The organism is Nocardia sp. NPDC001965 (assembly GCF_053594175.1).
The window spans coordinates 1-23,971 of record NZ_JBSFDZ010000007.1; the positions used below are offsets into that span (position 1 = coordinate 1).

Annotated in this window: 25 protein-coding genes, 1 tRNA gene and 3 pseudogenes; 15 read left to right on the plus strand and 14 right to left on the minus strand. The window is 67.2% G+C overall.

The window, feature by feature from the left end:
* A pseudogene (locus ACWCPQ_RS12920) lies at positions 1-93 on the plus strand (aldehyde dehydrogenase family protein); the annotation flags it as partial.
* A 69-nt stretch (positions 94-162) separates the two neighbouring features.
* Here the strand turns inward: ACWCPQ_RS12920 and ACWCPQ_RS12925 are convergent.
* Positions 163-1,998 (minus strand): acyl-CoA dehydrogenase, encoded by a 1,836-nt coding sequence (locus ACWCPQ_RS12925; protein ID WP_449898411.1) that lies wholly within the window; start codon positions 1,996-1,998, stop codon positions 163-165.
* A 323-nt stretch (positions 1,999-2,321) separates the two neighbouring features.
* Here ACWCPQ_RS12925 and ACWCPQ_RS12930 point away from each other — a divergent pair, with 323 nt between their 5' ends.
* Positions 2,322-2,921 carry an alpha/beta hydrolase family protein gene (locus ACWCPQ_RS12930; protein ID WP_449897896.1) on the plus strand — a complete coding sequence of 200 codons (600 nt, stop codon included), beginning with the start codon at positions 2,322-2,324 and terminating at the stop codon, positions 2,919-2,921.
* A 48-nt stretch (positions 2,922-2,969) separates the two neighbouring features.
* Here the strand turns inward: ACWCPQ_RS12930 and ACWCPQ_RS12935 are convergent, their stop codons facing one another.
* From ACWCPQ_RS12935 to ACWCPQ_RS12950, 4 genes and pseudogenes are all read right to left on the minus strand, one after another.
* Positions 2,970-3,635, minus strand: a complete 666-nt coding sequence (locus ACWCPQ_RS12935) for a class I SAM-dependent methyltransferase (protein ID WP_449897898.1) — start codon at positions 3,633-3,635, stop codon at positions 2,970-2,972.
* A 287-nt stretch (positions 3,636-3,922) separates the two neighbouring features.
* Positions 3,923-4,189, minus strand: a pseudogene (locus tag ACWCPQ_RS12940) (erythromycin esterase family protein); the annotation flags it as partial.
* Positions 4,138-4,392: a hypothetical protein gene (locus tag ACWCPQ_RS12945; protein ID WP_449898447.1), complete on the minus strand. Its 255-nt coding sequence runs from the start codon at positions 4,390-4,392 to the stop codon at positions 4,138-4,140. The gene ACWCPQ_RS12945 and the pseudogene ACWCPQ_RS12940, both read right to left, overlap by 52 nt.
* Positions 4,389-5,471: a DUF4185 domain-containing protein gene (locus ACWCPQ_RS12950; protein WP_449897900.1), complete on the minus strand. Its 1,083-nt coding sequence runs from the start codon at positions 5,469-5,471 to the stop codon at positions 4,389-4,391. The genes ACWCPQ_RS12945 and ACWCPQ_RS12950 overlap by 4 nt, the downstream gene beginning before the upstream one ends.
* 328 nt (positions 5,472-5,799) lie before the next feature.
* On the opposite strand from ACWCPQ_RS12950, the gene ACWCPQ_RS12955 reads away from it, so the two are divergent.
* Together ACWCPQ_RS12955 and ACWCPQ_RS12960 are read left to right on the plus strand one after the other, a co-directional pair.
* Positions 5,800-7,320: a thiolase C-terminal domain-containing protein gene (locus tag ACWCPQ_RS12955; protein ID WP_449897901.1), complete on the plus strand. Its 1,521-nt coding sequence runs from the start codon at positions 5,800-5,802 to the stop codon at positions 7,318-7,320.
* Positions 7,320-8,084 (plus strand): crotonase/enoyl-CoA hydratase family protein, encoded by a 765-nt coding sequence (locus ACWCPQ_RS12960; protein WP_449897904.1) that lies wholly within the window; start codon positions 7,320-7,322, stop codon positions 8,082-8,084. The genes ACWCPQ_RS12955 and ACWCPQ_RS12960 overlap by 1 nt, the downstream gene beginning before the upstream one ends.
* A 92-nt stretch (positions 8,085-8,176) precedes the next feature.
* Here the strand turns inward: ACWCPQ_RS12960 and ACWCPQ_RS12965 are convergent, their stop codons facing one another.
* The gene (locus tag ACWCPQ_RS12965; protein ID WP_449897906.1) at positions 8,177-8,995 is read right to left on the minus strand and encodes an alpha/beta fold hydrolase; all 819 of its coding nucleotides are present in this window, start codon (positions 8,993-8,995) and stop codon (positions 8,177-8,179) included.
* 298 nt (positions 8,996-9,293) lie between these two features.
* On the opposite strand from ACWCPQ_RS12965, the gene ACWCPQ_RS12970 reads away from it, so the two are divergent.
* The 5 genes from ACWCPQ_RS12970 to ACWCPQ_RS12990 all read left to right on the plus strand — a co-directional run bounded on the left by ACWCPQ_RS12970 (position 9,294) and on the right by ACWCPQ_RS12990 (position 12,305).
* Entirely contained in the window at positions 9,294-9,629 is a 336-nt protein-coding gene (locus ACWCPQ_RS12970) for a hypothetical protein (protein WP_449897908.1), read from the plus strand.
* A gap of 71 nt (positions 9,630-9,700) precedes the next feature.
* Positions 9,701-10,276, plus strand: a complete 576-nt coding sequence (locus ACWCPQ_RS12975; RefSeq protein WP_449897910.1) for a hypothetical protein — start codon at positions 9,701-9,703, stop codon at positions 10,274-10,276.
* Between the two features lie 51 nt (positions 10,277-10,327).
* Positions 10,328-10,837: an NADPH-dependent FMN reductase gene (locus tag ACWCPQ_RS12980; protein WP_449897912.1), complete on the plus strand. Its 510-nt coding sequence runs from the start codon at positions 10,328-10,330 to the stop codon at positions 10,835-10,837.
* 10 nt (positions 10,838-10,847) lie between these two features.
* Positions 10,848-11,345, plus strand: coding sequence for a flavin reductase family protein (locus tag ACWCPQ_RS12985; protein ID WP_449897915.1), 498 nt, complete (start codon positions 10,848-10,850; stop codon positions 11,343-11,345).
* 144 nt (positions 11,346-11,489) lie between these two features.
* Positions 11,490-12,305 (plus strand): alpha/beta fold hydrolase, encoded by an 816-nt coding sequence (locus ACWCPQ_RS12990; protein WP_449897918.1) that lies wholly within the window; start codon positions 11,490-11,492, stop codon positions 12,303-12,305.
* Here ACWCPQ_RS12990 and ACWCPQ_RS12995 read toward each other — a convergent pair.
* Positions 12,190-12,441 (minus strand): annotated as a pseudogene (locus ACWCPQ_RS12995) (excalibur calcium-binding domain-containing protein); the annotation flags it as partial. The gene ACWCPQ_RS12990 and the pseudogene ACWCPQ_RS12995 sit on opposite strands and share 116 nt — an antisense overlap.
* Positions 12,442-12,755: 314 nt before the next feature.
* On the opposite strand from ACWCPQ_RS12995, the gene ACWCPQ_RS13000 reads away from it, so the two are divergent.
* Positions 12,756-13,988, plus strand: a complete 1,233-nt coding sequence (locus ACWCPQ_RS13000) for an alpha/beta hydrolase (protein ID WP_449897920.1) — start codon at positions 12,756-12,758, stop codon at positions 13,986-13,988.
* Positions 13,989-14,844: 856 nt separating this feature from the next.
* On the opposite strand, the gene ACWCPQ_RS13005 is transcribed toward ACWCPQ_RS13000, so the two are convergent.
* Complete coding sequence (locus ACWCPQ_RS13005) at positions 14,845-15,195, minus strand: hypothetical protein (protein WP_449897922.1); 351 nt, start codon at positions 15,193-15,195, stop codon at positions 14,845-14,847.
* Between the two features lie 560 nt (positions 15,196-15,755).
* Positions 15,756-16,058, minus strand: coding sequence for a hypothetical protein (locus ACWCPQ_RS13010; protein ID WP_449897925.1), 303 nt, complete (start codon positions 16,056-16,058; stop codon positions 15,756-15,758).
* Between the two features lie 984 nt (positions 16,059-17,042).
* Between ACWCPQ_RS13010 and ACWCPQ_RS13015 the strand changes: the two genes are divergently transcribed.
* Together ACWCPQ_RS13015 and ACWCPQ_RS13020 are read left to right on the plus strand one after the other, a co-directional pair.
* On the plus strand, positions 17,043-17,306 hold the full coding sequence (locus ACWCPQ_RS13015; protein ID WP_449897927.1) for a hypothetical protein: 264 nt from the start codon (positions 17,043-17,045) through the stop codon (positions 17,304-17,306).
* Positions 17,303-17,869 (plus strand): GNAT family N-acetyltransferase, encoded by a 567-nt coding sequence (locus ACWCPQ_RS13020; protein ID WP_449897930.1) that lies wholly within the window; start codon positions 17,303-17,305, stop codon positions 17,867-17,869. The genes ACWCPQ_RS13015 and ACWCPQ_RS13020 overlap by 4 nt, the downstream gene beginning before the upstream one ends.
* Positions 17,870-17,982: 113 nt before the next feature.
* Here the strand turns inward: ACWCPQ_RS13020 and ACWCPQ_RS13025 are convergent.
* Together ACWCPQ_RS13025 and ACWCPQ_RS13030 are read right to left on the minus strand one after the other, a co-directional pair.
* Positions 17,983-18,056: transfer RNA gene (locus tag ACWCPQ_RS13025), tRNA-Gly, on the minus strand.
* Positions 18,057-18,153: 97 nt separating this feature from the next.
* On the minus strand, positions 18,154-18,528 hold the full coding sequence (locus ACWCPQ_RS13030; protein ID WP_449897932.1) for a VOC family protein: 375 nt from the start codon (positions 18,526-18,528) through the stop codon (positions 18,154-18,156).
* Positions 18,529-18,684: 156 nt separating this feature from the next.
* Between ACWCPQ_RS13030 and dcd the strand changes: the two genes are divergently transcribed.
* Entirely contained in the window at positions 18,685-19,257 is a 573-nt protein-coding gene (gene dcd / locus ACWCPQ_RS13035; RefSeq protein WP_449897934.1) for a dCTP deaminase, read from the plus strand.
* An 82-nt stretch (positions 19,258-19,339) separates the two neighbouring features.
* On the opposite strand, the gene ACWCPQ_RS13040 is transcribed toward dcd, so the two are convergent.
* The gene (locus tag ACWCPQ_RS13040) at positions 19,340-19,909 is read right to left on the minus strand and encodes a TetR/AcrR family transcriptional regulator (RefSeq protein WP_449897937.1); all 570 of its coding nucleotides are present in this window, start codon (positions 19,907-19,909) and stop codon (positions 19,340-19,342) included.
* A gap of 97 nt (positions 19,910-20,006) precedes the next feature.
* Here ACWCPQ_RS13040 and ACWCPQ_RS13045 point away from each other — a divergent pair, with 97 nt between their 5' ends.
* Entirely contained in the window at positions 20,007-20,519 is a 513-nt protein-coding gene (locus ACWCPQ_RS13045) for a hypothetical protein (protein WP_449897939.1), read from the plus strand.
* A 140-nt stretch (positions 20,520-20,659) separates the two neighbouring features.
* Here the strand turns inward: ACWCPQ_RS13045 and ACWCPQ_RS13050 are convergent, their stop codons facing one another.
* Positions 20,660-21,106, minus strand: coding sequence for a hypothetical protein (locus ACWCPQ_RS13050; RefSeq protein ID WP_449897942.1), 447 nt, complete (start codon positions 21,104-21,106; stop codon positions 20,660-20,662).
* A 238-nt stretch (positions 21,107-21,344) separates the two neighbouring features.
* On the opposite strand from ACWCPQ_RS13050, the gene ACWCPQ_RS13055 reads away from it, so the two are divergent.
* The gene (locus ACWCPQ_RS13055) at positions 21,345-22,715 is read left to right on the plus strand and encodes a helix-turn-helix domain-containing protein (RefSeq protein ID WP_449897944.1); all 1,371 of its coding nucleotides are present in this window, start codon (positions 21,345-21,347) and stop codon (positions 22,713-22,715) included.
* Between the two features lie 8 nt (positions 22,716-22,723).
* Here the strand turns inward: ACWCPQ_RS13055 and ACWCPQ_RS13060 are convergent, their stop codons facing one another.
* Positions 22,724-23,905: a serine/threonine-protein kinase gene (locus tag ACWCPQ_RS13060; RefSeq protein WP_449897946.1), complete on the minus strand. Its 1,182-nt coding sequence runs from the start codon at positions 23,903-23,905 to the stop codon at positions 22,724-22,726.
* Between the last annotated feature and the right edge of the window lie 66 nt (positions 23,906-23,971).

The following is a 23,971-nucleotide window of genomic DNA, read 5'->3' on the forward strand; positions in this document are numbered from 1 at the left end:
TGCACCAGTCTGCGTCGCCTCATCGTGCACTCCTCGGTCGTGGACGAACTGCTCGACCGCCTGATACGGGCCTATCGGCAGTTGCGAGTGGGCGCTCGCCGACTGTCCGTTGTCTCCGATAACACCGGTGCGGTGGTCGACCACGGAGGCGGGGCGGATAACTCAGAAGGCCGCTTCGTCGAGCTCCATGATGTCGTTGTCGAGATTCGACAGCACGGTGCGGGTGGCGGTCAGCTCCGGCAGGATGTTGCGGGCGAAGAACTGCGCCACGGCGACCTTGCCCTGGTAGAAGTTCTTGTCCGCGCCTTCGGCGCCCGCGTCGAGGGCCTTACCGGCGATCTCGGCGTGCCGCAGCAGCTGCCAGCCGATGAGCAGATCGCCGACCGAGAGCAGGAAGCGCACCGAGCCCAGGCCGACCTTGTAGAGCTCGTCGGTCTGCTCCTGCGCACCCATCAGATGCCCGGTGAGGGTGGCGGCCATGGCCTGCACATCTTCGAGCGCGGTCGCCAGCAGTTTCCGCTCACCCTTGAGGCGGCCGTTGCCCGCCTCGGAGTCGATGAACTTCTGGATCTGGCCGGCCACATGCGCCAGCGCCACACCGCGATCGCGGGCGATCTTGCGGAAGAAGAAGTCCTGCGCCTGGATGGCGGTGGTGCCCTCGTACAGCGAGTCGATCTTGGCGTCGCGGATGTACTGCTCGATCGGGTAGTCCTGCAGGAAGCCGGAACCGCCCAGGGTCTGCAGCGATTCGGTCAGGTACTGGTAGGCCCGTTCCGAACCCACGCCCTTGACGATCGGCAGCAGCAGATCGTTGACGCGGGCGGCGGTATCGGCATCCGCGCCGGAGACCGCGGCCGCGACATCGGCGTCCTGGTGGGCGGCGGTGTAGAGGTACACCGCGCGCAGGCCTTCCGCGTACGCCTTCTGGGTGGCCAGGCTGCGGCGTACATCCGGGTGGCGGGTGATGGTGACGCGCGGTGCGGTCTTATCGGTCATCTGGGTCAGGTCGGCGCCCTGGACACGCTGCTTGGCGTAGTCCAGCGCGTTCAGATAACCGGTCGACAGGGTGGCGATCGCCTTGGTGCCGACCATCATCCGGGCGTGCTCGATGACCTCGAACATCTGCGCGATGCCCTGGTGGACCTCGCCCACGAGCCAGCCCTGGGCCGGAACGCCGTGGCCGCCGAAGGTGACCTCACAGGTGGCCGAGACCTTCAGGCCCATCTTGTGCTCGACATTGGTGACGAAAACGCCGTTGCGCTCGCCCAGTTCGCCGGTCTCGTGGTCGAAGTGGAACTTCGGGACGAAGAACAGCGACAGGCCCTTGGTGCCCGGGCCTGCGCCCTCGGGCCGGGCGAGTACCAGGTGCATGATGTTCGGGAAAAGGTCGTCGGCATCGGCTGAGGTGATGAAGCGCTTCACGCCCTCGATATGCCAGGACCCGTCCTCCTGCTGGACCGCCTTGGTGCGGCCGGCACCCACATCGGAACCGGCGTCGGGCTCGGTGAGCACCATGGTGGCGCCCCAGCCCTGTTCGACGGCGATCTTGGCCCACTTCTTCTGCTCGTCGGTGGCGTTGTTGTAGAAGATGTTGGCGAAGCCGGGGCCGGCTGCGTACATGAAGGCCGCGGGCTGGGCGCCCAGGACCAGTTCGGCGATGGCCCAGTAGGCGGCGCGCGGGAAGTCGATACCGCCGAGCTCGGGATCGACGGCGTAGGAGTCCCAGCCGCCGTCCTGCAGGGTGCGGTAGCTCTTCTTGAAGGATTCGGGGATGGAGACGGTATGAGTCTCGGGGTCGAAGACCGGGGGATTGCGGTCGGCGTCGGCGAAGGATTCGCCCAGCGGACCCTCGGCCAGGCGACGGACCTCGTTCAACATCTCCTTGACGGTGTCGGCGTCGAGATCGCCGTACGCGCCGGATTCCAGGATGCTGCCCAGGCCGAGTACCTCGAAGAGGTTGAACTCCAGGTCGCGGACGTTGCTCTTGTAATGACCCATTGTGATACTCACTCTCCGTTGAGTCGGGTGCGGTCGGTGCAGATACCGTTCCCGCCCGTCGGTTGCCGTCGGGTAGCTGACGTGGAACGACAGGCTACTCGCGGGTAACTTATTAATTATATTACCGGCGAGTAAGGCGGTCGGCAAAGGGTCGCGCCGCATTGTGATGCGCGGAACAGACAACAGCCCGTCAGCAGGTGTTTTCGGGCCGGTTTCGGCCGGGCGGCGGGTAGGCCGGTGTGAAGCCGGCTGGGATAACGATTCGATTCGCATACGTCCGGGTCGCGATCGGGTGGGCCCGGCTGCGCTCGCTAGGGTGAGGCGTGCGGATCGAGACGAACTCAGGGCCCGCGGAGGCCGAGATCGACTACCCGGATGATCCGGCGTTCCTGCTGGTCTTCACGCACGGCGCGGGCGGCGGTGTCGACTCCGCCGACATCCTGGCCGTGCGCGACACCGCATTGGCCGCCCGTGGTGTGGTGGCCCGGGTGCTCCAGCCCTATCGGGTCGCCGGACGCCGCGCGCCCGGCAAACCCGAACCACAGGACCGGGCGTGGGTGGAACTGATCGCCGCGCTGCGGTCGCGGATCGGCCCCGAACTGCCGCTGGTGCAGGGTGGCCGCAGCAACGGCGCGCGAGTGGCGTGCCGGACGGCGGTCGAGCTCGGTGCGCGCGGGGTGGTGGCCGTATCGTTCCCGCTGCACCCACCCGGGAAGCCGGAGAAGTCCCGCCGCGACGAACTGCTGGCGGCCGGTGCGGCCGAGGTGGTGGTGATCAACGGCGGTAGCGATCCGTTCGGGATCCCGGACGCCGAGGACGCGGCCGAGGTGCGGGTGATACCGGGGCAGCCGCATTCCTTCCGCCGGGGTTTCGACACCATCGCCGACACCCTCGCCCCGTGGTTCCGGCGCTGGAGTTCGTGAGCCGGCGCCGGACCCGACCCGCATTCGTTTCCCGGCAGCGGCGCCGCGCTATCGCTGCGGCGTGGCTTTCGTCGCCACGACCAGGGCATCGATCGCGTCTCCGCTCTCTGTCGGGCGCAACACCTCGCGCGCTGTATCGACAACGAGCCCGGAATCGGAGCCCAGATCCGCGACCACGTCCTCGGGGGTGAACAGAATCGCCGGATCCTGCGGACCCCCGTACCCGCGGACCGGATTCTCGCTGTGATGGCCGAGTACCAGGAGCATGCCGCCGGGAGCGAGCGCGTCGGCCGCCTGCCGCAGCAGTCGCCGGCGCTCGGGAGCCGGCAGATGCAGGAACACCAGCAGGATCAGCTCCCATGGGCCGCCGAGGTCGAGCGCGGGGTCGGTGAGATCCGCGCACTGCCAGGTGATCCGTTCCCGGATCGACCGGGTCAGCCGGGTCGCCACCGTACGCCCCTTGTCGATGCCGACCTGGGAGAAATCGATACCGTGCACGCGCCAGCCGTGGGTGGCCAGCCAGAGCGCGTTCCGGCCCTCCCCGCAGGCCAGATCCAGTGCACGGGGCAGTTCGGGCACCTCGCCGTCGGGACCGGGCAGGCGGGGCACGCGCCGCTCCAGTCCGTGCACGAACTCCACCACCGTGTTGTTCGGAGGCGCACCCCACACCAGTTCGCTCTGCACGTAGCGCGCATCCCATTCGGCCGCCTTCATACGGCAAGTGTATGGAGGCGGCCCCGGGTCGCGGGTTCAGCCCGCGTCGGGTTCGGGCAGCCAGTGCACCGGTGTCGTCTCGCGGATGTGGACCAGTATGTCGAACGCGTCGCGCAGCGATTCCACCCGGAAAAGTGCTTCTTCGTCTCGCGCCGGGTCGTACAACCCGCTGATGACCCCGAGCAGAGCCGGTGCCGCCGTCCAGGCGCCGCGGCGGGGATCTCGTCGCCGCGATCGACGAACCAGGCGGCCGGATCGATGGCGCCGAAAATCGCGTCGACGAGGTCGGGACGGGGAGCCGGGGCGTACGCCGTGCCGAGGTCGCCGTGGTGGAAACCTGTCCCCACCGACCGATAGTCCGCGCCGAAGCGCGCCCGCAGCCCGTTGCCCTCGGTGCGCATCCGCTCGGCCGCGGTGGCGCCGACCGCGGGGTCGGCCGCGGCGGTGTGGGCGATCCCGTCCCAGTAGACGATCCGGGCACCGGTGCGCTCGTAGTGGTCGATCAGGGTTGCCGCGGGGGCCGGTCCGCCGCCGAAGCCGCCCCGCCCGGCCACGCTGTGCTGGTGGAATCCACGATCGAGCGGAGGAGTTCGCGGGCGGTGGCGAATTCGGCCGCCGCACCGGGATCGGCCGGGCCGGGTAGCGAATCCACCAGCGTGAGCGCGTCGCGGGCATCTTCGGCAAAGGGGCGACCGGGATGTATTCCCTGGTGGCGTTGTACGTGCGCTGAGGGTGTGGATCGAACGGAGATTCTCACAACCGGGTGCGCATCAGTACGACGTTGTACTGGTTGTGCACGGTGGTGAGGAAGTACAGATCGCTCCCGGTCTGATACGGGAAAATCGAGGGCGCGTAGGCCGTCGGCAATTCACGATTGTCGATCAATACCCGCGGCTCGCTCCACGGCCCGGCGGGTGCCGGTGCGGTTCGCATGACCACCGAGTTGAACGGGTCGGTGGTGAGCGATACGTATTGTCCGAGATAGTCGTTCCACATCACCGACAGTTCCCCGACACCGTGCATGATCGGCCGTGCGGCATTCACATCGCCGGGCTTCCAGCCGCCGCCGTCCCAGTATTCGTAGGCCGCCAGGTTCTGGATGTCCGGTTCCCGTACGCGGGATACATACGCGGCATTGTCGCGACCCGACGCGGTGCCGTAGTTGTATACGTAACCGCCGTCTTTCAGAAAGGCGTTCATCTGGAAATTGCGGTTTGCGCCCTCGTTCGGACGCCGAGTGAAGGCGAGGTCGGCCCAGGTTTCGCCGTTATCCGCCGAAGCGGCCAGTCCGGAGTAATTGGTGGTCCATTCTCCGGGGGTGTCCCACGTTTTCACCGACATGAGGCTCATGTACTGCACGCCGCCCACCGAGATACCGGCGGTAGGAATTCGGCTGATCTCCAGCAGCGGGATCTTGGGGCTGGGTATCAGGTCCCTGGCCTGGCCGAACACGTCTCGGACGACGCTGTCGAAGAAGATACCCTCACGCGGATCCTGGGTATGGCTGCGCACCAGTACATTGCTGCGCCATGCCCACATACTGCCCGCGAGAAGGTTCGGGAAACCGACTCCGGCCGTATCGCCGAATGCGGTCAGCATTTCGCCCTGCCCGTTGTCCCACATAATGCCCAGGTCGGTCCCGAGCATGTTGTAGTTCTGGGTTCCGTTCGGGCTGGCCATACCGGTCACCTGGAAAACGGCTCGGGTCGCCCCGTGTAACTGGGGGAGTCCGTTGGTGCCGTTCAGCACGGGAATCGGATTGATGGCGTTGGGATTGGCTCCGGCCGGTGCGATGACCGCAACGAGTGCGGCCGATGCGCCCGCCAGCACAGACACAAGTAAGGATCGGGTTCTCTTCAAGTCCGTCGGACCTCCGGGTCATGTCAAAGACGCCGCGGTTCAACTGGGGGCGCCTCGATGGATACACGGAACATTTCGACTGGCTGGCAGAACGCGGACATGTTAGCAGTGGATTCGGCCTGATCAGACGCATTGTCGGCGGTTCTTCCCGGGTGTCATTCCCGGCCCCGGCGGAAGCGAGGATCGAGCCGCGACGGTGCCGGATGGAGGCTTCGGTCCACAAGCGACATAGACCGCTACATGGTCTAATCGAAAGTTAACCGTGGATTTCAGCGGGAGACTTCAGTGAGGAAGCGGAGGACGCATGCTGCCAGCCGGAATGGACCCGCGCACACCGGTGCTCGTCGGCGTGGGACAGGTCGTGCACCGATCCGGTGAACCGGGCCTGCCGGGACCTGTCGAGCTCGCGGCCGAATCGCTGCGCCGGGCCGGTGCGGACAGCGGGACCGGGGACGCGCTGCTGCGTTCGGCGGATGTGATCGCTTCGGTATCGCCGGTGAGTCGCCAGTACGCCGACCTGGGGACCTTGGTCGCGGCCGAGGTGGGTGCCTCCCCGAAACGGACTGTGCAATCGGCGCCCTACGGCGGTGATGCCCCGCAACGGCTGCTGAATATGCTGGCGAACGATATTGCCGAAGGGCGGGCGGATATCGCGTTGCTCTGCGGGGCGGAATCGGTCGCCTCCTGGAACACCGCCAAACGGGCCGGTACGGATCCGGGCTGGCCGGACCAGGACGAGAACGCCCGGCCCGATCTGATCGTCGGGGCCGACGACGCCCCCAATACCGACATGGAGACCGCGGCCGGGCTGTGGGGTCCGATCTATGTGTACGCGCTGATGGAATCGGCCATGCGCAATCGGCTCGGACTCGACGAACAGGCCCATCTGGCCCGGATCGGCGGACTGTGGTCGCGGTTCTCCGCGGTGGCGGCGCGCAACCCCTACGCCTGGTTGCCGCGCGAACGCGGCGTGCGCGAGCTGATCACCACCGGAGCCGACAACCGGATGGTCTCCACCCCGTATCCCAAGCTGTTGATGGCGAACCTGACCGTCGACCAGGGCGCTGCCCTGATCCTGTGCAGCGCGGCCGCGGCGGACGCGGCGGGAGTCCCGCGGGATCTCTGGGTCTTCCCGCACGGCGGCGCGACCGCCACCGATACCTGGTTCGTCTCCGAACGTACCGATATGGCCGCTTCACCCGCGATCGCGGCGGCCGGGCGGGCGGCGCTGGGCGGTGCGGGAATCGGAATCGACGATATCGCGCATATCGACCTGTACTCGTGTTTCCCGGTGGCCGTACAGGTCGGCGCGGCCGCCCTCGGCCTGTGCATCGACGATCCGGCGCGCCCGCTGACCGTCACCGGCGGTCTGACCTTCGGCGGCGGGCCCGGTAACAACTACAGCACCCACGGCATCGCGGCGATGGCCGAGGTCCTGCGCCGCCACCCCGGCGACTACGGCCTGACCACCGCGCTGGGCTGGTACATCACCAAACACGGTGTGGGTGTCTACTCGGCGGAACCGCCGGCCCGGATGTTCCGGCCGGTGGAGGCCGAGGTGCCGGTCGCCCGGCGGGCGACCGCGCCCGGCTACATCGGTCCGGCGGTGATCGAGGCGTATACGGTTCCGCACCGGAAGGGCAGTGCGGGTGACGAACCCGAAGCCGTTGTGGTGAGTGCGCTGAACCCGGCCGGTGCCCGCATACTTGTCCGGGCGACGGACAGCGAGACCATCGCGGCGGTCACTGCAGGTGACCGCCTGGGGGCCGCCATCGATATCACCGGCGCCGACCGCTTCATTCTGCGTAACGAGAGGACCGCCTGATGACCGAGACCGTGCTCCTGGAACGGTGCGATGCGATAACCGTGCTCACGGTGAACCGGCCCGCAGCGCGTAACGCCATCGATCTGGCCACGGCGAAGGCGATCGAGGCGGCGCTGGATGAATTCGAGGCCGACCAGTCGGCCCGGGTCCTCGTACTCACCGGAGCCGAGGGAACTTTCAGCGCCGGAATGGATCTGATCGCCATGTCGCGGGGTGAGGTTCCGGTCACCGAGAAGCGCGGGCCGCTCGGTATCGCCGCGACGCCGCCGGTGAAGCCGATGATCTCCGCGGTCGAGGGGTTCGCCCTCGCCGGTGGTTTCGAACTCGCGCTGTCCGGTGATCTGATCGTCGCCGCGCGGGACGCGAAATTCGGTCTGCCCGAGGTGAAGCGGGGCTTGGTCGCGGCGGCCGGCGGCGTGATGCGGCTGACCCAGCGCCTGCCGCGCAGTATCGCGGCCGAGTTGGCGCTCACCGGGGGCCGGATCAGTGCCGAACGTCTCTACCAGCTGGGCCTGGTCAACCGGGTGACCGAACCGGGCGAGGCTCTGGAGGTCGCGCTGGAACTGGCCGGGGAGATCGCGGCCGCGGCGCCGCTCGCGGTGGCAGCCAGTAAGCGGATCATCGACGAAACTCCCGACTGGACCGTCGCGGAGGGTTTCGCGAAGCAGGGTGAGATCGCTCTTCCCGCAATTGTTTCCAAAGACGCCGCCGAGGGCGCGCTGGCCTTCGCCGAGAAGCGTGATCCGGTCTGGCAGGGCCGCTAGGTCGAATGTTCGGGTCGCCGGATCCGGCCGGCGGTGGCGCCGCCCGGCATCCGGACCCGGGCCGGACCGCGCGATGTGGGCTCGGCTCGTCCCTAGGGCCGGCGGTCCGCGGCGTCGCCCGGGGATCGCAGCGTGGGCAGCCAGTCCAGGAGGACACGGGCGCAGCCCTCGGGGTCGTCGTAGAAGGGGGTGTGCCCGCTACCTGCGAGCGTGATGTGCCGGGCCCGGGGCAGCACTTCGCGGGCCCGGCGGCTCTGTGTCGCATAGGTGAGCAGGATGTCGCGGTTACCCCACGCGACGGTCACCGGTAGTTCGGCCAGAGCGGCGGGGTCGTGCAGTTTCGCGTCGGTGAACGACGCGAGAGCGGGGGCGAATCCCAGCGAATCGACCGCGCCACGGGCGGTATCCACTGCGACCTGCGGGCTGACGGCCCATGGTTTACCGAACACCAGGCCCAGGAACGCGGTGCGACCGGCGGGCGTGGCGAGTACCTTCGCCACGGCCGGGCCGAGGATCCGGCCGAATTTCGCGGACCGGCCCAGTGACTGCTGGCACCAGATCCGGCCGGCCCTGTCCCAGAAGAAGATCGGCGAGAACGCTGTCACCGAACGGGCCAGGCCGCGGGCGCCCAGGTTCAGCGAGATACCGCCGCCCATGGAGTTTCCGGCCAGGTGTGGCCGGTCGATGCCCTGTTCGGCCAGGAAGTCGGCGAGCGCGTCGGTCAGTGTGTCGACGGTGGTGCGCGGAAGGGGTGCGGAGTCACCGAACCCGGGGAGGTCCACCGCGATGACCTCGAACTTTTCGGCGAGCGCGCCGATGATCGGTGCCCATACCTGCCACCGGCTCCCGACGCCGTGGACCAGCACGAGTGGTTCACCGCGGCCGGTACGACGGTGGTTGAGGATCGTCATATGCGCCGCTCCGATCGGATCGCGATACCGGGTTCCCAGACTAACAGCAGGCGCCGGCCCTCAGTTTGCGCCACGAGCCATGTCCGATCGGGTCCGATCCGCGGTATGAGCACTGCGGGGACGGCTGCCCCGATGGGCCGCACGGCATCCGGCTGTGAATCGCGTCGGAATTTCGGGCCCCGGGTTGCGGGCCGAGTGTGACTGCGACTACACACATGCGTGGACGTCGCGCGGGTAGCCGCGGGTACCCACCCCGGCCGGCGTGGCGTCTGTGCGATACATCTGAGAGAGGAACCCGGTGCGGAAGACCCTGATTGCCGCGACCTTCGTCATTCTGCCCTTGTTGGCGGCGGCCTGCGGTAGCGATACCGACTCCGCGCCCGCGCTGACCGAAGCGGATCTGTCCAAATCTCTGCAGGAGAAAGGGCTCCAGGATCCCGCGTTCGCCGACTGCGCCGCGAAGCTGTACATCACCGAAGGCATTTCGCAAGACGGTCTGCGGACCATGGTCAGTGACGAATTCGACACCCGGATGGCCGATCCGGAAACCTTGGGCATGAGCAAGGACGACGCCGACAAAGCCCGGGCAGCGACCAACAAGATCGTCAGCGAATGCCTCGGTAAAGCGCAGTAGCAGATGCCCGGAAATGATTCTCGCTGAGCGCAATACTCTCTCGGGAATCGCCTCCGGAGCAGCATGCCTGCATGACACCAGAGAATCCGCCCTTCACCGCGGCCCGCACGGCCGCGGTGATCGGGGCCGACCCGGCGGGCGTCACCGCCGCGCTGGGGTTGCTCGACGCGGGATTCGATGTCGCTCTCTACAGCGACCGTGACCAGAACGCGTTGCGCGACCGAACGCGGCCGGGTGTCCGGATCGTCGCGGTGGCTCCGCATCCCGCCGGTCTGTCGGGCAGCCGCCGCCTCGGCCGGCCGGGCCGGCCCACCGGACGTATCGCCTTCGACGGCTATGTCGGCGTCACGGTGGACAGTACGTTGGAGACCGCGGGCCGGATCACCTCCTTCGTGGAGCGGGGCGGAGCGTTCCTGGTGGAATCGGTGACCCCGGAGTCGCTCGGCGCCATTGCCGCGTCGACCGACCTCACTCTGGTCGCCACCGGCCGCGGCCGGCTGGCCGGATACTTCCCGGCCGCCGCCGACCGTCCCGTGCACCGGGGTTCGCCCCGGTCGCTGAAGGGGCTGTACGTACTCACCCGGACCACCGGTTCCGATCGTGTCGAGTCCAACCCTCCCGCAGCCGGGCCGCGGATGGTGCACTGAGAGAGCAGCACCAGTCGAGTCCGGCCTGCGCCGGAGACAGGAGGCTCCGGCGTGACCGTGGCAGTGGTGGTCGGAAACCCGAAACCGGCATCTCGAACTCTCACCGCGGCCGTCGGCCTCGCCACGGCGCTGCGACCGGGCACCGAGCCCACGGTTATCGATCTGGTCGAATTCGGGCCGGGCCTGCTCGGCTGGGGCGATCCGGCCGTCACCGCGGCTGCCCGTACCGTCGCAACCGCCGAACTGGTCGTTTTCGCCAGCCCCACGTTCAAGGCCACCTACACCGGTCTGCTGAAACTTTTCCTGGAGCAGTTCGACGGCGGTACCGGGCTGGCCGGGGTGCTGGCTGTTCCGCTGATGCTGGGTGCGGGTCCCGCCCATGCGCTCGCGCCGGATCTGCTGCTCAAACCGGTCCTGGTGGAACTGGGCGCGACCACAGCGCTGCCCGGGTTGTATCTCGCCGACCGGACCTTCGCCGAGGACGGCGTGCTCGACGCGTACGCCGACCGGTGGCGACCGGTCGTACAAACGCTGTCGGCAGCGGCGAACCGTTCGAAGTGAAGGGTGAATCATGAACGAGATCTTCGAAACCCCCGCCGACGGGACCGGCCTGCGCCGGGCCTTCGCCAACTTCCCCAGTGGCGTCGTCGCTGTCTGCGCCCATGTCGACGGTAAACCGGTCGGGCTGGCGGTGAGTACTTTCGTTCCGGTATCCCTGGATCCCCCGCTGGTGTCGTTCTGCATCCAGAACAGTTCCTCGACCTGGCCCAAACTGGTCGACGCGGGCTATCTCGGCCTCAGCCTGCTGGGTACCGACCAGCAGCAGGCGGCGCGTTCGCTCAGCTCCCGCACCGGCGATCGTTTCCGCGATCTGGACCTGCACGGGGGCACCGGAGAAGCGCTGTTCATCCAGGGCGCTTCGGTATGGATCGAGGGGTCGCCGGAAGCACATGTCCCGGCCGGCGACCACACCGTGGTGATCCTGCGGATCAACCGGCTGGCCATCCATCCGGATCGCGAACCCCTGGTCTTCCACGACTCCCGTTTCCGCCTGCTGCACGCCAGCTGACCACCGGGCGCGTGCGGCCCGGGGCCGCGGTCACCCTGCTCGAATCCGGACCGGATACGGGTATCGCACAGTACTCGGCGGTCGACTCGGCGAAACGGCGGCAATTCGCTGGAGGACTGCGCCCGGCTTTGCGAGAGTAGCCGCATGTCCATATTCGCCAGCGGGCCACCCGCGTCCTTCGAATCGTTCGACGGGACCAGGATCTATTACCGGCGGGCCGGGTCGGGATCACCGGTGATCATGATCCACGGTTCCGGTGGCGGGCTGCATTCGTGGCAGCCGGTGGCCGAACATCTGGCCGGGCGATTCGAACTGTGGCTCCCCGCCCGGCGCGGTTACGCGCCGAGCGGACCCGGCCACGCGCCCAAACACTATGCCGATGAGGTGCGCGACCTCGGACCGATCATCGATATGATCGGTCGCCCCGTGCACCTGGTGGGTATGTCCTACGGCGCCACGGTCGCCCTGCACGCTGCGGCCGCCGGGCTCCCGGTTCGTTCGCTGGCATTGTGGGAACCGCCGCTGTACGCCGCCGGGACGGAACTCGCGCCGGTACTGGCCCGGTTCGAGGCGCTCACCGCGAACGGTGACCGCGGTCCGGCCGCCCGGCTGCTCGCGGAGAAGGTCGCCCGGGTCCCCGCAGCACTGCTGGAGGCCGCGGGGCGGACCGAACCGGACGAGAACGAACCCGACGACTCCTACGGTTGGAGCCGGGATCTCGAGTCCATGATCGCCGATACGATCTATCTCGACCGCTGGTCGAGCGTGACGACTCCGACATTGCTGATGCGCGGTTCGGACACCTGGGAGCCGATGCCGGAGACCGTCGAGCGGTTGGCGACCGTTATGCCGCACGCGACCCTGGAGACTTTTTCCGGGCAGACGCATTTCGCGCCGTCGATGATCCCTGAAACCGTGGCGAGAACCCTCGCCGGTTTCCTGCCTTGCGTGCGGGCATAGCTGCGTCCGCCCGTCCGATCTCCGGATGGGCGGGCCGCTTTTGTCCGGATTCTCGCGGGGGGACGCCGTCCTTGTTTCGATCCAACTCCCGTCGATACCCGGGTTCGCCCACACGAATAGGCGCGGCATCAGCGGCAGGGGCAGCGGATCAGATGTTGTCGTGCGAAAACCTCGGGTGAACGCATCCGGGTGCCGGTCACAGGTCGGTGATCCACACCGCCGACGCCGGCACGGACCTCGTGCTCGTGTTCCTGTCGGGTTCGGGCTGGTCAGGGACGCGGATCTGATGTGGCGTGCCCGGTTCGCGTCGAAGAGATCCGACGGCGAAGGGCGACACCGTGCTGGTTGTGCAACGCCATTGTCGGTGATGCGCTCCGATCGTGCGGTGTAGAGTTTTATCTGCCTCACGGGCGTTGATCAGTGGGGGCGTTATTGTGGAGGCCCCCCGGCGTGGTTGATCTGAACCGTCGAGCTGCTCGTGTGACCGGTGTTCCCGGCACGATCACCCGCGCGAACAACCTGGCAAAGCGGCTGGAAGAGGTCGTTCGAGAAGCGAGCACCGAATTGGAGCAGATATATCGGCGGGCGCGAGACCAATTGGTCAGCGGTAACGATCGAATACTGGCAGCAAATCGGGATTCCCGCACGGTCCTCAGGGAACTCATGGCCATCGAACCTTCGGCGCCGCCGGTGCGCCGGCACCCGAGCCTGGGCCTGCCCGATGATCCGCGAGCGTTACGGGACGCGTGGGGAAATCTTTCCCGAGCAGAGCAGGACCAACTGTATCGAATGGATCCCTTTCTCGGTAATCGCGATGGAATTCCGCACGTTGATCGCGATAGGTATAACAGGCAGACGCTGCACCGATTGAGAGAGTCGGTGCCCGAAGGAACATTCGCAGCCGCCGAACTGCGGGATCTGGCTCGACTGCTGTCCGGACGGAAACCGGGGGAACCCGAGATATTCGTGTCGCATGTCGACCGAGACGGCAGGGTATCGTTTTCCCTCGACAATCCGGACCATGCCGATAATACGGTCGTACTGCTGAAACCTGCAGGTCGCCAAAATATCGTTGCCTACGCGGAAACCGCAACGCAGCAATTTCGGCAGGCAGCATTGACCGTCGATCCCACGGCCCGTACATCGGTGGCGTTCTTCGGCGCCTATGATCAGCCGCGAGATATGCCGCAAGCGATCTTCCCTCAGTTCGCCGACGACGCCGGTGCGTCGGTCCGTGGATTCCACGACGGTCTGCGGGTCACTCACGAAGGCGATCCCGCTCATACCACGACGGTCGGTCATTCGTACGGCGGAGTGGTTGCCGGACGGGCTGCGGGACAGGGGGAAACGTTGGACACCGATAGAATGCTGTTCATGGGAAGCTGGGGGACCGGAGTCGGCCACGTCGACGATCTCGATTTCACCGGGGGCGCCGAAGGGCGGGCCGGTGAGAATGTTTTCGCTACCATGGCACGTCGGGATGTTTTTCAACTCATGCCGGATACCCATGGACCGCAGCCCGCGTCAACGGAATTCGGAGCGACCGTTTTCGAATCCAATCCGAAAGCGGATTCCGGCCAGCGCTGGGACACAGAAGATCACCGTTCGACGCATTACCTTGATTCCAGCCATCCTGCTTCGCAAACCATAGGTCGGATAATTACTGGTCGGGACGTCACCTGAGCGTGAAAAGCGGGAAGATCGGAGGCGGATAATTGGCTTCTTCGGAGAACGGGCAGGACATATGTCGACAACTTCTGCGGTACTTCCAACTGACGAGGGAGGCGCTACCGCCCGGCGCTGTGCTGGGTCTAGTTCATCCCGATCTTCCCCATGCCCGCCTACACAGCGGGCTTTTCGTGCCGTGCGACGATCGTGAGGCCGGCTCGGTATTCTTCGATATCGGCTATTGGGTCAGCGGATTTCCGCCGGGAAATGGTGATGCTTTCGGGCAGATCGTCGCTTCGTGGCGCCGGTCGGGCTGGTTGCGGTCGGTGGAGGAGGGGGGCGGGCCACCGCGGGCGGCGTTTGCTCGCACCACCGACGGATTCGGCCTTTCGGTGCGGGAAAGTGTGGGCGGCTATGTGAGCGTGTCCGGATCGACACCACCGTTCCGTCAGGAGACGTCTTCCGGGAGTCCGTTGCCGGAGATGATAGGCGGTATGCCGCCCGATCACATACCTACCTCGGAATGATTCGGCGACTTGCTACTTCGACACACGCCCTCGTGTTCCGCGCCTGAAATACGTTGGATATATCGGGCGAGGGAGTCGCTGACTCCTCAGCGGTCTCGCGCCAGGCGTAACACCGACCGCTGCCGCCACACGCGCGTTCGCTGCCCCGGCTCCGCGCACGCCGACACGATCCGGCACCACAACGCATACGCATACGCCTGCGTCGAGGTCGCCGCCCGCGCACCCCGAACCAACTCCCGCCGCCGCGCCCGGGCCGCCACCGGCTCCGGGCCCGATCTCGGCCGCCCCTGGTCCTCGCCGCAGCCGAATCCTATTATCGAACAACAGATTTCAGGCGCGGAACACTACGCCCGCAGGACCGGTACGAACTCCGGGCACAGTACATCCACACTCGTGCCCAGCACCCAGCCCTCCTGCACACCGGGCGCCACTCCCGCACCGGCCAGCTGCCGCCGCGCGGCGCGTTTGCCGTTGGGCGTGGGATCCGCGCGCAGCGTGCTGCACACCTGCGCACCGAGGACAGCGGCGTCGGGCCGGTCGGCGCCCACGATCGCGAGGCGGGTGTGCAACACCGACTCGGCCGGGACACCGGGTATCGGGACGGCCTGGGCCTGCGTCCCGGAAAGAGTCCCACCGATGGTCAGTGCGACCCCGGACAGCACGGCGAAGGCACCGGCCGACAAGTACTTCAGCAAAACGATCTCCTCGGTTCGTGAAATCGCGAGCGGCCCGAGGGGCCGGCCCGTCAAGGTTATGGCGGATCCGGCTATTCGGCCGGATCCCGCCATATCACGAAAGAGATCATTCACCGGATTCGGTGACTCCAAACGCATTGCGCGGAAATGGCTCCCGTGCGCCAAAATCGTGGCGCATCGGTACACCTGCGCCGTTCACTACGTGACCCCGGCAAGGGGACAGCGTCGCGCCCCCGGACAACAGAAACACCAGCATGCAGAGCTGGGGAACGTCCACAACTCTTTTCGCGCGCCGGACATGCGCTTTCGGGTGATTCAGTGATGTGGTGAGAGATTCCGCGGTTGGAAATCGGGAATTCACTCCCGTCGGGCACCTAGGCAGTGGCCAGTAGGCCCGACTCCGTTCGCTGATACCGGACGCGATCACTACACCGGCGGCCCGCAGTGTCGCCACCGTCTGTTCGATGTCCTCGCACATCAGATAAAGCCCGAAACCTGGTCGCCCCGCCGGACGATCGCGAAGAGCCGGCGACGGGAATCGAACTCGCGCCATCTGCTTGTCAGATGTCCCGAAACCGGATCCAGGCACCATCGACGGTGAGAATGTGCGCCAGCTCGGCCACCGGTCCCCACGGCTCCGCTGCTCGGACCTCGTCGGCGGTGAGATGCGAGAGAACCACAACTTCGGCGTCGTATTCGAGGATGTGCTGAACCGCGATCAGTGCGGTCAGTTTCGCTGCTGTGGGTGCGATGATCGTGAATACCACCTCGAGCCGATTGCGGGTGACCAGTTCGTCCAGCTCAGGGGTGTCGGTGTTGTATCTGCCGACGACGATCGCGCGCCGTCGGCTCTCGATGGTCACGGTCGGCACCTCGACTCGGAAAAGTAGCCACGGATTGCCGCGAGCAGTGTCATCCCGGAGTGCTGTGACCCCGCAACAAGATCACGGCGCACCCGCAGTTTCGCTGCGATCCGGATCAGGATCCCGATCTCAGCAGGCACGCCGCACCTCACTCATCCGCGCGGCCCGCCACCGGGCTATGACACCGTCTACCTCGCGCTGCACAGTGGACCGGTCAGTGGCCGTCGACGTACCGAGGGTGTATGAGCCTTCCAGGCAGAGTTCGACGGTTGGTCGCTCATAGCATTCGCTTTCGCGCCACAGTCGCGATGTCGCAGACATCGCCTCGTTCGTCGTCCGCCTCGGTGGCGATGGCGGTGAGGAGTTTTCCGCACTGTTCTCGCTGTACATGGTGCCTCCTGATGTATTCCCGTTGAGGATGCCCCGGCGCCGGGGCATTTCATCGGCCAACGGCGTGTGACACCGCGTATCCGTTGCCCCCTTCCTCCACCCGGCGCCGGGGCCGACTTCAGCGTTGTCCAAGCGGAGGTGCGAGAGGAGCCTCGAAATAGCTACGGAGGGAATACGCTTCGGATAACGAGTACGTCAGCCGCGATTCTCGGGGGTGGAATGACTGTCAGCAGATGGACGAGTACGGAAGTCCGCGCACTCCGCTCGGCCGCGCTCCGCGAAACTCAGGAGGAATTCGCCGAGCGTGCCGGATACACGCTTGCGACCATCAAGAAATGGCATCGGGCGACGTGGGACAAGCCGGTGCGGGGCCGTTCGGCGGAAGTGCTCGACACGATGCTGCGCGCGTTGGACGATGATCGACGTGCCCGGTTCGATGCAGAGACCGCCGTCGTGGGCCGCCCGGTATCGCGTGGGGCCGAGACCGTTGGAGGAGTGCCCGCAGTGGCTACGGTTCGTTTCACGGTCGGAGATCCGCGGCCATGAGGCACGTGGCCTGGAGACGGTAGGGAAGTACGCCGAAGTATCGATCTGATGGAAGCTGCCGTGCGAGAGGAGACCGGGACTCGTAACGCGGTGAACATGCGGGCGTGCATCGCCGCGGCGTATGCCCGCGCGGGGGATGTCGCGACCGCTGTCGCGATGGGGACCCCGGTCCTGGACGAGCTCGAGCACATCGCGTCGGGACGGACTCTGCGAGCTCTCGAGCCGGTGCGGAACACGGATGATCCGATCGCGGATCACTTCCGGGCACAGTTCGCGACGCTGGAAAGCAAAACACGAAAGACGATCACATGACCCAAACGACATTCCAGCACGTCACCGCCGAGCAGGCCCGAGACCTGCGGGCTACCGTTGAAAACATCTACCGCCGGTCGTATGTGGATGCGATTGCGTCCGGAGACCCGTTCGATTCCCCGGCCGAGTTCATGCGCCGGTTCGACGCCTATACCGACCCTGCCCGCGATCGTAGTTTCGAACTGGTCGTAGTTTCCGTCGGTGGTGTCCCGGTGGGCCAGTCGTGGGGGTGGCCGTTGCAGAGCGGTGCGGCGTGGTGGGACGCGCTGGTTCTCGATGACCGGGACCCCGTCGAGTTCACCGCCGAAACCGGTGATCGGACCTTTGCCCTGTCGGAAATCATGGTGTGCGCTGAGCACACCGGGCGTGGACTCGCCCGCGCGTTGCACGACGAACTGTTGGCCGGGCGCCCCGAGCAGCGGGCGACGCTGCTGGTGGAGCCGGACAACGAGCGCGCTTATGCGCGGTACCGGAAGTGGGGTTGGTACCGGGTCGGCTGGCAACGACCCGGTTGGGCGGACGCCCCGCGATTTGATGTGCTGATGCGGGACCTGCCCCTCTGAGGCAGCCCTGAATCGTGTGCCGGTGGCGCGTGTGTGGCACAGCAGGGACCGGCGCCCGGAAGGTAGTAACGGAAAAAGTATGTGAATTTCGTGCGTGACCAGTGAAGATTCCGTGGAGCCGGTGACGGGAATCGAACCCGCGCCATCTGCTTGGGAAGCAGAAGTTCTGCCATTGAACTACACCGGCCTGCGCCCCTGGGCGCGAAGGGCAGCTTAGCAGAGTGCGGGCGTGAGCTCTAAATCTTTCGGCCCGCTCCTCGGCTTCACAGTGGTGGTCCGGGCCGTCACCGCTCGGACCAAACCCCCAGCCGGTTGCCGCTGGGGTCGGTGAAGTGGAAGCGACGGCCGCCGGGGAAGTCGAAGGGGCCTTCGGTCACCGTGCCGCCCGCCGCTCCGACCGCGCGGAGGGTGGTGTCGAGGTCCTCGGAGTAGAGCAGGACCAGCGGGCCGCCGGTGGGGATCTCGTCGTCGGTGCGGGCCAGACCGCCCGCTTCGCCTTCCGAGCCGTCGAGGCGGCGGATACCGGAGTAGGTGGGGCCGTAGTCGTTGAATTCCCAGCCGAAGGCCGATCGGTAGAAGCGCCGGGCGGCGTCCAGGTCGGTGACCGCGAGTTCGATGTAGTCGATGCCGTGATGGGTGTGCGCGCCGGTCTCGGACATGGGCGTACCTCCTCGTTCGCTGGGGTCGTGCGGGGTGATGGACGGGCTTCGCGTAGCCGCGCCCACCGAGGGGGAGTATGCCCGCCGGGGCCGACAGGAAACCGGACCCCGAGGACCGGGAGCTTCGCGCCGCGGGACGGTCGCTACGCTCGTGGCGTGCTGCTTTCCGATCGTGACATCCGGGCGGAGTTCGCCGCCGGACGGTTCGGGCTCGAACCGTTCGAGGACAACCTGGTCCAGCCGTCCAGTATCGATGTGCGGCTGGATCGGATGTTCCGGGTCTTCAACAACACTCGCTACACCCATATCGACCCGGCACAGCGTCAGGACGAGCTCACGAGCCTGGTGGAGCCCGCCGATGGGGAGCCGTTCGTGCTGCACCCCGGTGAATTCGTGCTCGGGTCCACGCTGGAGGTGTGCACCCTGCCCGACGATCTGGCCGGCCGGCTGGAGGGTAAATCGAGTCTCGGGCGGCTGGGGCTGCTCACCCATTCGACGGCCGGGTTCATCGACCCCGGGTTCAGCGGTCACATCACCCTGGAACTGTCGAACGTGGCGAATCTGCCCATCACGTTGTGGCCGGGGATGAAGATCGGACAGCTGTGTCTGTTCCGGCTGACCAGCCCGGCGGAGAATCCGTACGGCAGCGCGGGCACCGGGTCGAAGTACCAGGGGCAGCGCGGGCCCACACCGTCGCGGGCGTATCTGAACTTCCCGGCGTCGAGTTGAGGAACGATCCCGGCGGAGCGCACCGTCGCTGCCGGGGCGTGGCGCGCTGACGTCACTGGGTGCCGATCGCTGCGGGGACGGCCTATATGTCGCCGGTGGTGTGTGGGCCGAGTACGAGGTCGGCGGTTCGGTTCAGCACCTCGCCGCGATCGATGCCGTCGCGGGGGTCGGCGGCCAGGAAGTGCATACCGATCCGGGCGCAGAAGGCGAGGAGACTGCGGGCCTCCACCTCGACGGGGTCGGTGAAGTAGGCCCCGATCATCTCGCGCAGTAGTGCCATGCGCTGGTTGTCGACCCGGCGCAGCCGGGCGGCGACCTCGTCGTCGCGCCGGGCCCAGTCGCGGATCGCGAGGTCGATGGGCAGCAGTTCGGGGGACAGCGTGAGCGCGCCGGCCCGCTGGATCTTGGTCCGTGCGTCGCCGCCTTCGCGCGTGATGTCGTCGAGGACGTCGTCGATACTTCGTCGTTCCCAGGTGTCGAGCATCGCCTCGAGCAGGGCGTTGCGGTCGGCGAAGTATCCGTAGAACCCGCCCTTGGTCACGCCCAGCGATTTCGCGAGGGCCTCCACGCGGACCGCGTCGGGCCCGCCGCGGGCCAAGGCGCGCAACCCTTCGTCGATCCAGCCGGCGGTCGTCGTGCGTACCGCGCCCACTCTGTGTCTCCCTTCACGGTCCGAGATCTATACGCCGCCGTATATTCGCGCTAGCGTCTTATATACGCCAGCGTATAACAGAAGGTGGGTGTCAGAGATGACCGAGAACTCCGAAATTCCCCCGACGTCCGGCGCCGCGGTCCGGGTCGCCTTCCGGCAGCGGCACATCGACGAATCGATCCGGGTGCACAGCGGACTACCGGCATACGACTACGCCGACCAGTTCACGATCGTCACCCAACCCGGTACCTCCGCCACACCCGAACAGTGGGCGCACCTCGCCCTCGGCGATGTGGCCGGTACCCGGGGGCAATTCGTCTGGCGGTTCGTGCTGGGCCTGCGGTTGAAGCGCCGATCGGCGGCCGGGCAGATCGCTGGATGGCCGATCGTCGATCGTGGGGCCGCCTGGATCACCCTGGGGGCGCGATCCTGGTTGCTCGACGGGCGCCTGGTACTCGAGCTCACCAGCGAGACAGCCTCCGTGGCAACCTTTCTCGGCTACCGGAGCGGCCTGGGTCGGCGGGTCTGGGCGGCGGTATCCCCCGGGCATCGACGTTTCGCGCCGGTACTGCTGACCGAAGCGGCACGAATCCTGTCGGCCCGTTCCTGATACGACCACCGCCGGCGTATCCGGCCCGGGCTCGACGCCGGGCCGGGGCCTGCTGTGCGACAGCGGTATCGGATCCGCGACGCCAGTCCGGGCGGGCTACGTCCGGCGGACCCGGTCGCCGGACGTAGCCCCATCCCCGGTCATTCCGCGGCGCCGCCGGCCAGGAGCGCCGCGTTGATCACCGAGGACAGCGGCGGCAGCAAGCCGTCCCGTTCCGGTGGTATCACCCAGTTGCAACCCTCGCGGTTCCAGCGGCCCAGGCCGGTGGGCAACATGACCGCGCTGCCCACGCCCGGAATATCGATATCGATGCGCTGCAACATCTCGACCACTTCCGGATCCGGCCGCCGGTCCGGGTACGCCAGGAAGCTCCAGCGGATCTGACGGGCCAGCATGGGAACCCGGATCTCCCGTGAATCCAGGAGATCGCGGACGGCCTTCGCACGTTCGGTGGGTAGATGGACGACACAGGCCCGGCTGGTGATGGGCAACATCACGAAGCCGCCGCGTTCGGTGGCCGGTAACCCGAATTCGTGACGATAGTAAGCGGCCCAGTCGTCGACCGTTCTGAGCTTTTCCACGTTCACGGTGAATCCCCTTGCCTCCTGCTGTCGAGCCTCCCTGGCGTATCGAGCCACGGCCCTGTGCCGGTCTCGCCGACCTGTCTTTCCAGGATCGCGCCCGGGGCGGCGAGTCGGGAACGCCTACACGCTCGCGTTCCACTGCCCTTGCGCTGCCATTCGCAGCAGTGGCGAATTTCCCTGTGGTTGCAGTCACATTCGGCTCGTACCCTGGAAAGGGAAATCGTTCGGAAAGGGTGACAACGTGGTCGGCCAGTGGTCTGGAAGGGAGGCCCGGGCGCTTCGCGAGGCCAAGCGGATGAGTATCCGGGAGTTCGCGGCACATCTGGGTGTGCACGAACGATTGGTGTCCAAATGGGAGGCCGGGGGCGACCGGGTGCATCCGCGTCCGGTCAACCAGGCTGCCCTGGATACCTGTCTCGCCCGGTCCGACGATATCGAACGCACTCGGTTCGCGGCGTTGACCGACCCCGGACCCGTGCCCGGCCCGCGCCCGGACGCCGGCCGGTTCGCCGCGCCCAGCGGATATTCCAATGACGCCGAACTCCTGGCCCTCATCGATACCGGTGCGGCCCGCGGGGAGGGGCTGGCGGCGATTTCGGAGAGGGATCTGATCATGGCGGCAGCGCACGAAGCGAGCGAACACGCGGGGCGGGCCGAAGGTTCGAATATCGGTCCGAGCACGCTGGATCAGCTCGACGCCGATGTCACCCGGATCGCCAACGACTACGTACACACACCGCCGATGCCCATGATGGTGGAGATGCTGCGGGTACGGCGCCGGGTGTACCGGTTGCTGGAAGGCCATCAGCGTCCGTCGGATACCAGCCACCTATACCTGCTGGCAGGTTCGTTGTCGGGTCTGCTCGCCAACGCCAGCACCGATCTCGGCTATCTCGATGCCGCCGGGGAACAGATCCGGGCCGCCTGGGCATACGCGGAGATCAGCGGCCACAACGGGTTACGGGCCTGGGCGCGCGGAATGCATGCCCTCATCGAATACTGGTCCGAACGTCCCCATCGGGCCCTGCAGCTGGCGCAGAACGGCCAGCAGTACGCCGATTCGGCCACCGCCGCGGTACGCCTGCACAATATCGAGGCCCGTATCTGGTCCAAGATCGGCAGCACCGCCGATACCGAACGGTGCATCGGCCGCGCGGCCGGTGTCACGGGCGGCGCCGACAGTCTGCACGACGAGGTGGGTGGCGTCTTCGGCTTCTCCGACGCCAAGGCCAGCTATTACGCGGGCGCGACCTACATCCATCTCGGTCTGGCCGAACCCGCGCTGTCGGCCACCGAACGAACGATCGAGCTCTACCGCACCGGCCCGGCCCGGCAGCGGTCCTACGGGGCCGAATCCCTGGCGCGGGTCGATTCGGCCGCCGCGCATCTGATCAACGGCAGCCTCGACGGGGCTGCCGAGGCGCTGATGCCGGTCCTCGCCCTCGACGAGGACAAGCGGATCGCGCAATTGGAAGAACGGCTCACCGGTCTGCGCCGCCGGATCTGCGCCCCGGCCTTCCAGGGGGTCGCCGAAGCCCGGGCACTGGACGAGCGGATCGAGGAGTTCTGCGGATCGACCGCGACCCGCAGCCTGCCGCCGGGTACCGGATAGCCCGTCCGCTACTCCGGGGTGGAGGGTCCATCGGCCGATGGCGGGACCGCCCCGAAACCGCCGGCACCGTATTCGTTCTGCGGATCCGGGGTCATGAAGACCAGATCGTGCACCGCGCCCTGCACCCGGTGCACGAACCCGCCGGCGAGATCGCGGGCCCGGTGCAGCCGTTGCATCACCGGCTCCCGGGCCGTATCCGCAATGATCACACCGGTGCCGCACAGGGCGAACAGCACCACCGAGACCGTGGCCAGGGCGATCGTGCGCCTACGGCGTCTGCGGCGGGCGGCCGGTTGCCGGGCGGCCGGTGGCCGGGCGGTGCTCGGCAGCCGGAGCGTGACCGCCGGAGCGCTCGCACCGGCCAGTGCGGCGGTCGCGGCGGCGGCCAGTTCGGCGCAGTCGCCGAACCGCTGGGCGGGGTCCTTGGCCATGGCGCGGGCGATCACCGCGTCGAATGCTTCGGGCAAGTCGCTGCTGTGGTGGCTCGGGACCGGAACCGGAGCATTGAGGTGACTGTGGATGAGCTGGGCGGAGGTCGTTCCCGAATAGGGGTGGGAGCCGGTGAGCAGATGGTGCAGTGTTCCGCCCAGGGCATAGATATCGGCGCGATGATCGATCGCGGCGTCGGTGAACTGTTCGGGGGCGGCGTAGCGCAGGCTCGCGAACACCTCGCCGGTCCGGGTCAGCCCGACCGATTCGTCGAGTGATTTCGCGATACCGAAGTCGGCGAGCAGCACATGCTCAGGCGTGCTCCGGGTCAGCAGGATATTGGCCGGTTTCACATCCCGGTGCAGGATGCCGCGCCGGTGTGCGTGGTCCAGCGCGGCGGCGGTGGCCGCGATGATCCGCACGGCCCGCTCCGACGCCGGGGGCCCGGCCCGCAGCAGCTCACCGGCGTCGGTACCGTCGACGTACTCCATCGCGATCCACAGCCGTCCGTCCTGCTCCCCGCGTGCGTGGACCGCCACGATATTCGGGTGCGCGAGGCGGGCTGCGGTATCGGCCTCGCGCCGGAAACGTGCTGCTACCTCGGGATCGGCGGTCCGGGCGCGGTCGAGGAGTTTGAGGGCCACGGGCCGGGGCAGATCCCGGTCCGCCGCGAGGTAGACCTCGCCCATCCCGCCGACCCCGAGCAGGCGTTCGATCCGATACCCGGCGAAAACCTCGCCGCGCCCCAGCGACTGCCCCACCTGGCTCTCCTCTGCCTCCCGTTCAGCGGTAACGGTACTGCACCGGGCCGGGGCGGGCCGGATATC

Excerpts from the sequence above, each read along its gene's own strand:
- ACWCPQ_RS12925 (WP_449898411.1), bottom strand. The coding sequence starts at position 1,998 with ATGGGTCATTACAAGAGCAACGTCCGCGACCTGGAGTTCAACCTCTTC.
- ACWCPQ_RS12935 (WP_449897898.1), bottom strand. The coding sequence starts at position 3,635 with ATGAAGGCGGCCGAATGGGATGCGCGCTACGTGCAGAGCGAACTGGTG.
- ACWCPQ_RS12955 (WP_449897901.1), top strand. The coding sequence starts at position 5,800 with ATGCTGCCAGCCGGAATGGACCCGCGCACACCGGTGCTCGTCGGCGTG.
- ACWCPQ_RS12960 (WP_449897904.1), top strand. The coding sequence starts at position 7,320 with ATGACCGAGACCGTGCTCCTGGAACGGTGCGATGCGATAACCGTGCTC.
- ACWCPQ_RS12965 (WP_449897906.1), bottom strand. The coding sequence starts at position 8,995 with ATGACGATCCTCAACCACCGTCGTACCGGCCGCGGTGAACCACTCGTG.
- ACWCPQ_RS12975 (WP_449897910.1), top strand. The coding sequence starts at position 9,701 with ATGACACCAGAGAATCCGCCCTTCACCGCGGCCCGCACGGCCGCGGTG.
- ACWCPQ_RS12985 (WP_449897915.1), top strand. The coding sequence starts at position 10,848 with ATGAACGAGATCTTCGAAACCCCCGCCGACGGGACCGGCCTGCGCCGG.
- ACWCPQ_RS12990 (WP_449897918.1), top strand. The coding sequence starts at position 11,490 with ATGTCCATATTCGCCAGCGGGCCACCCGCGTCCTTCGAATCGTTCGAC.
- ACWCPQ_RS13015 (WP_449897927.1), top strand. The coding sequence starts at position 17,043 with ATGGAAGCTGCCGTGCGAGAGGAGACCGGGACTCGTAACGCGGTGAAC.
- ACWCPQ_RS13020 (WP_449897930.1), top strand. The coding sequence starts at position 17,303 with ATGACCCAAACGACATTCCAGCACGTCACCGCCGAGCAGGCCCGAGAC.
- ACWCPQ_RS13030 (WP_449897932.1), bottom strand. The coding sequence starts at position 18,528 with ATGTCCGAGACCGGCGCGCACACCCATCACGGCATCGACTACATCGAA.
- ACWCPQ_RS13045 (WP_449897939.1), top strand. The coding sequence starts at position 20,007 with ATGACCGAGAACTCCGAAATTCCCCCGACGTCCGGCGCCGCGGTCCGG.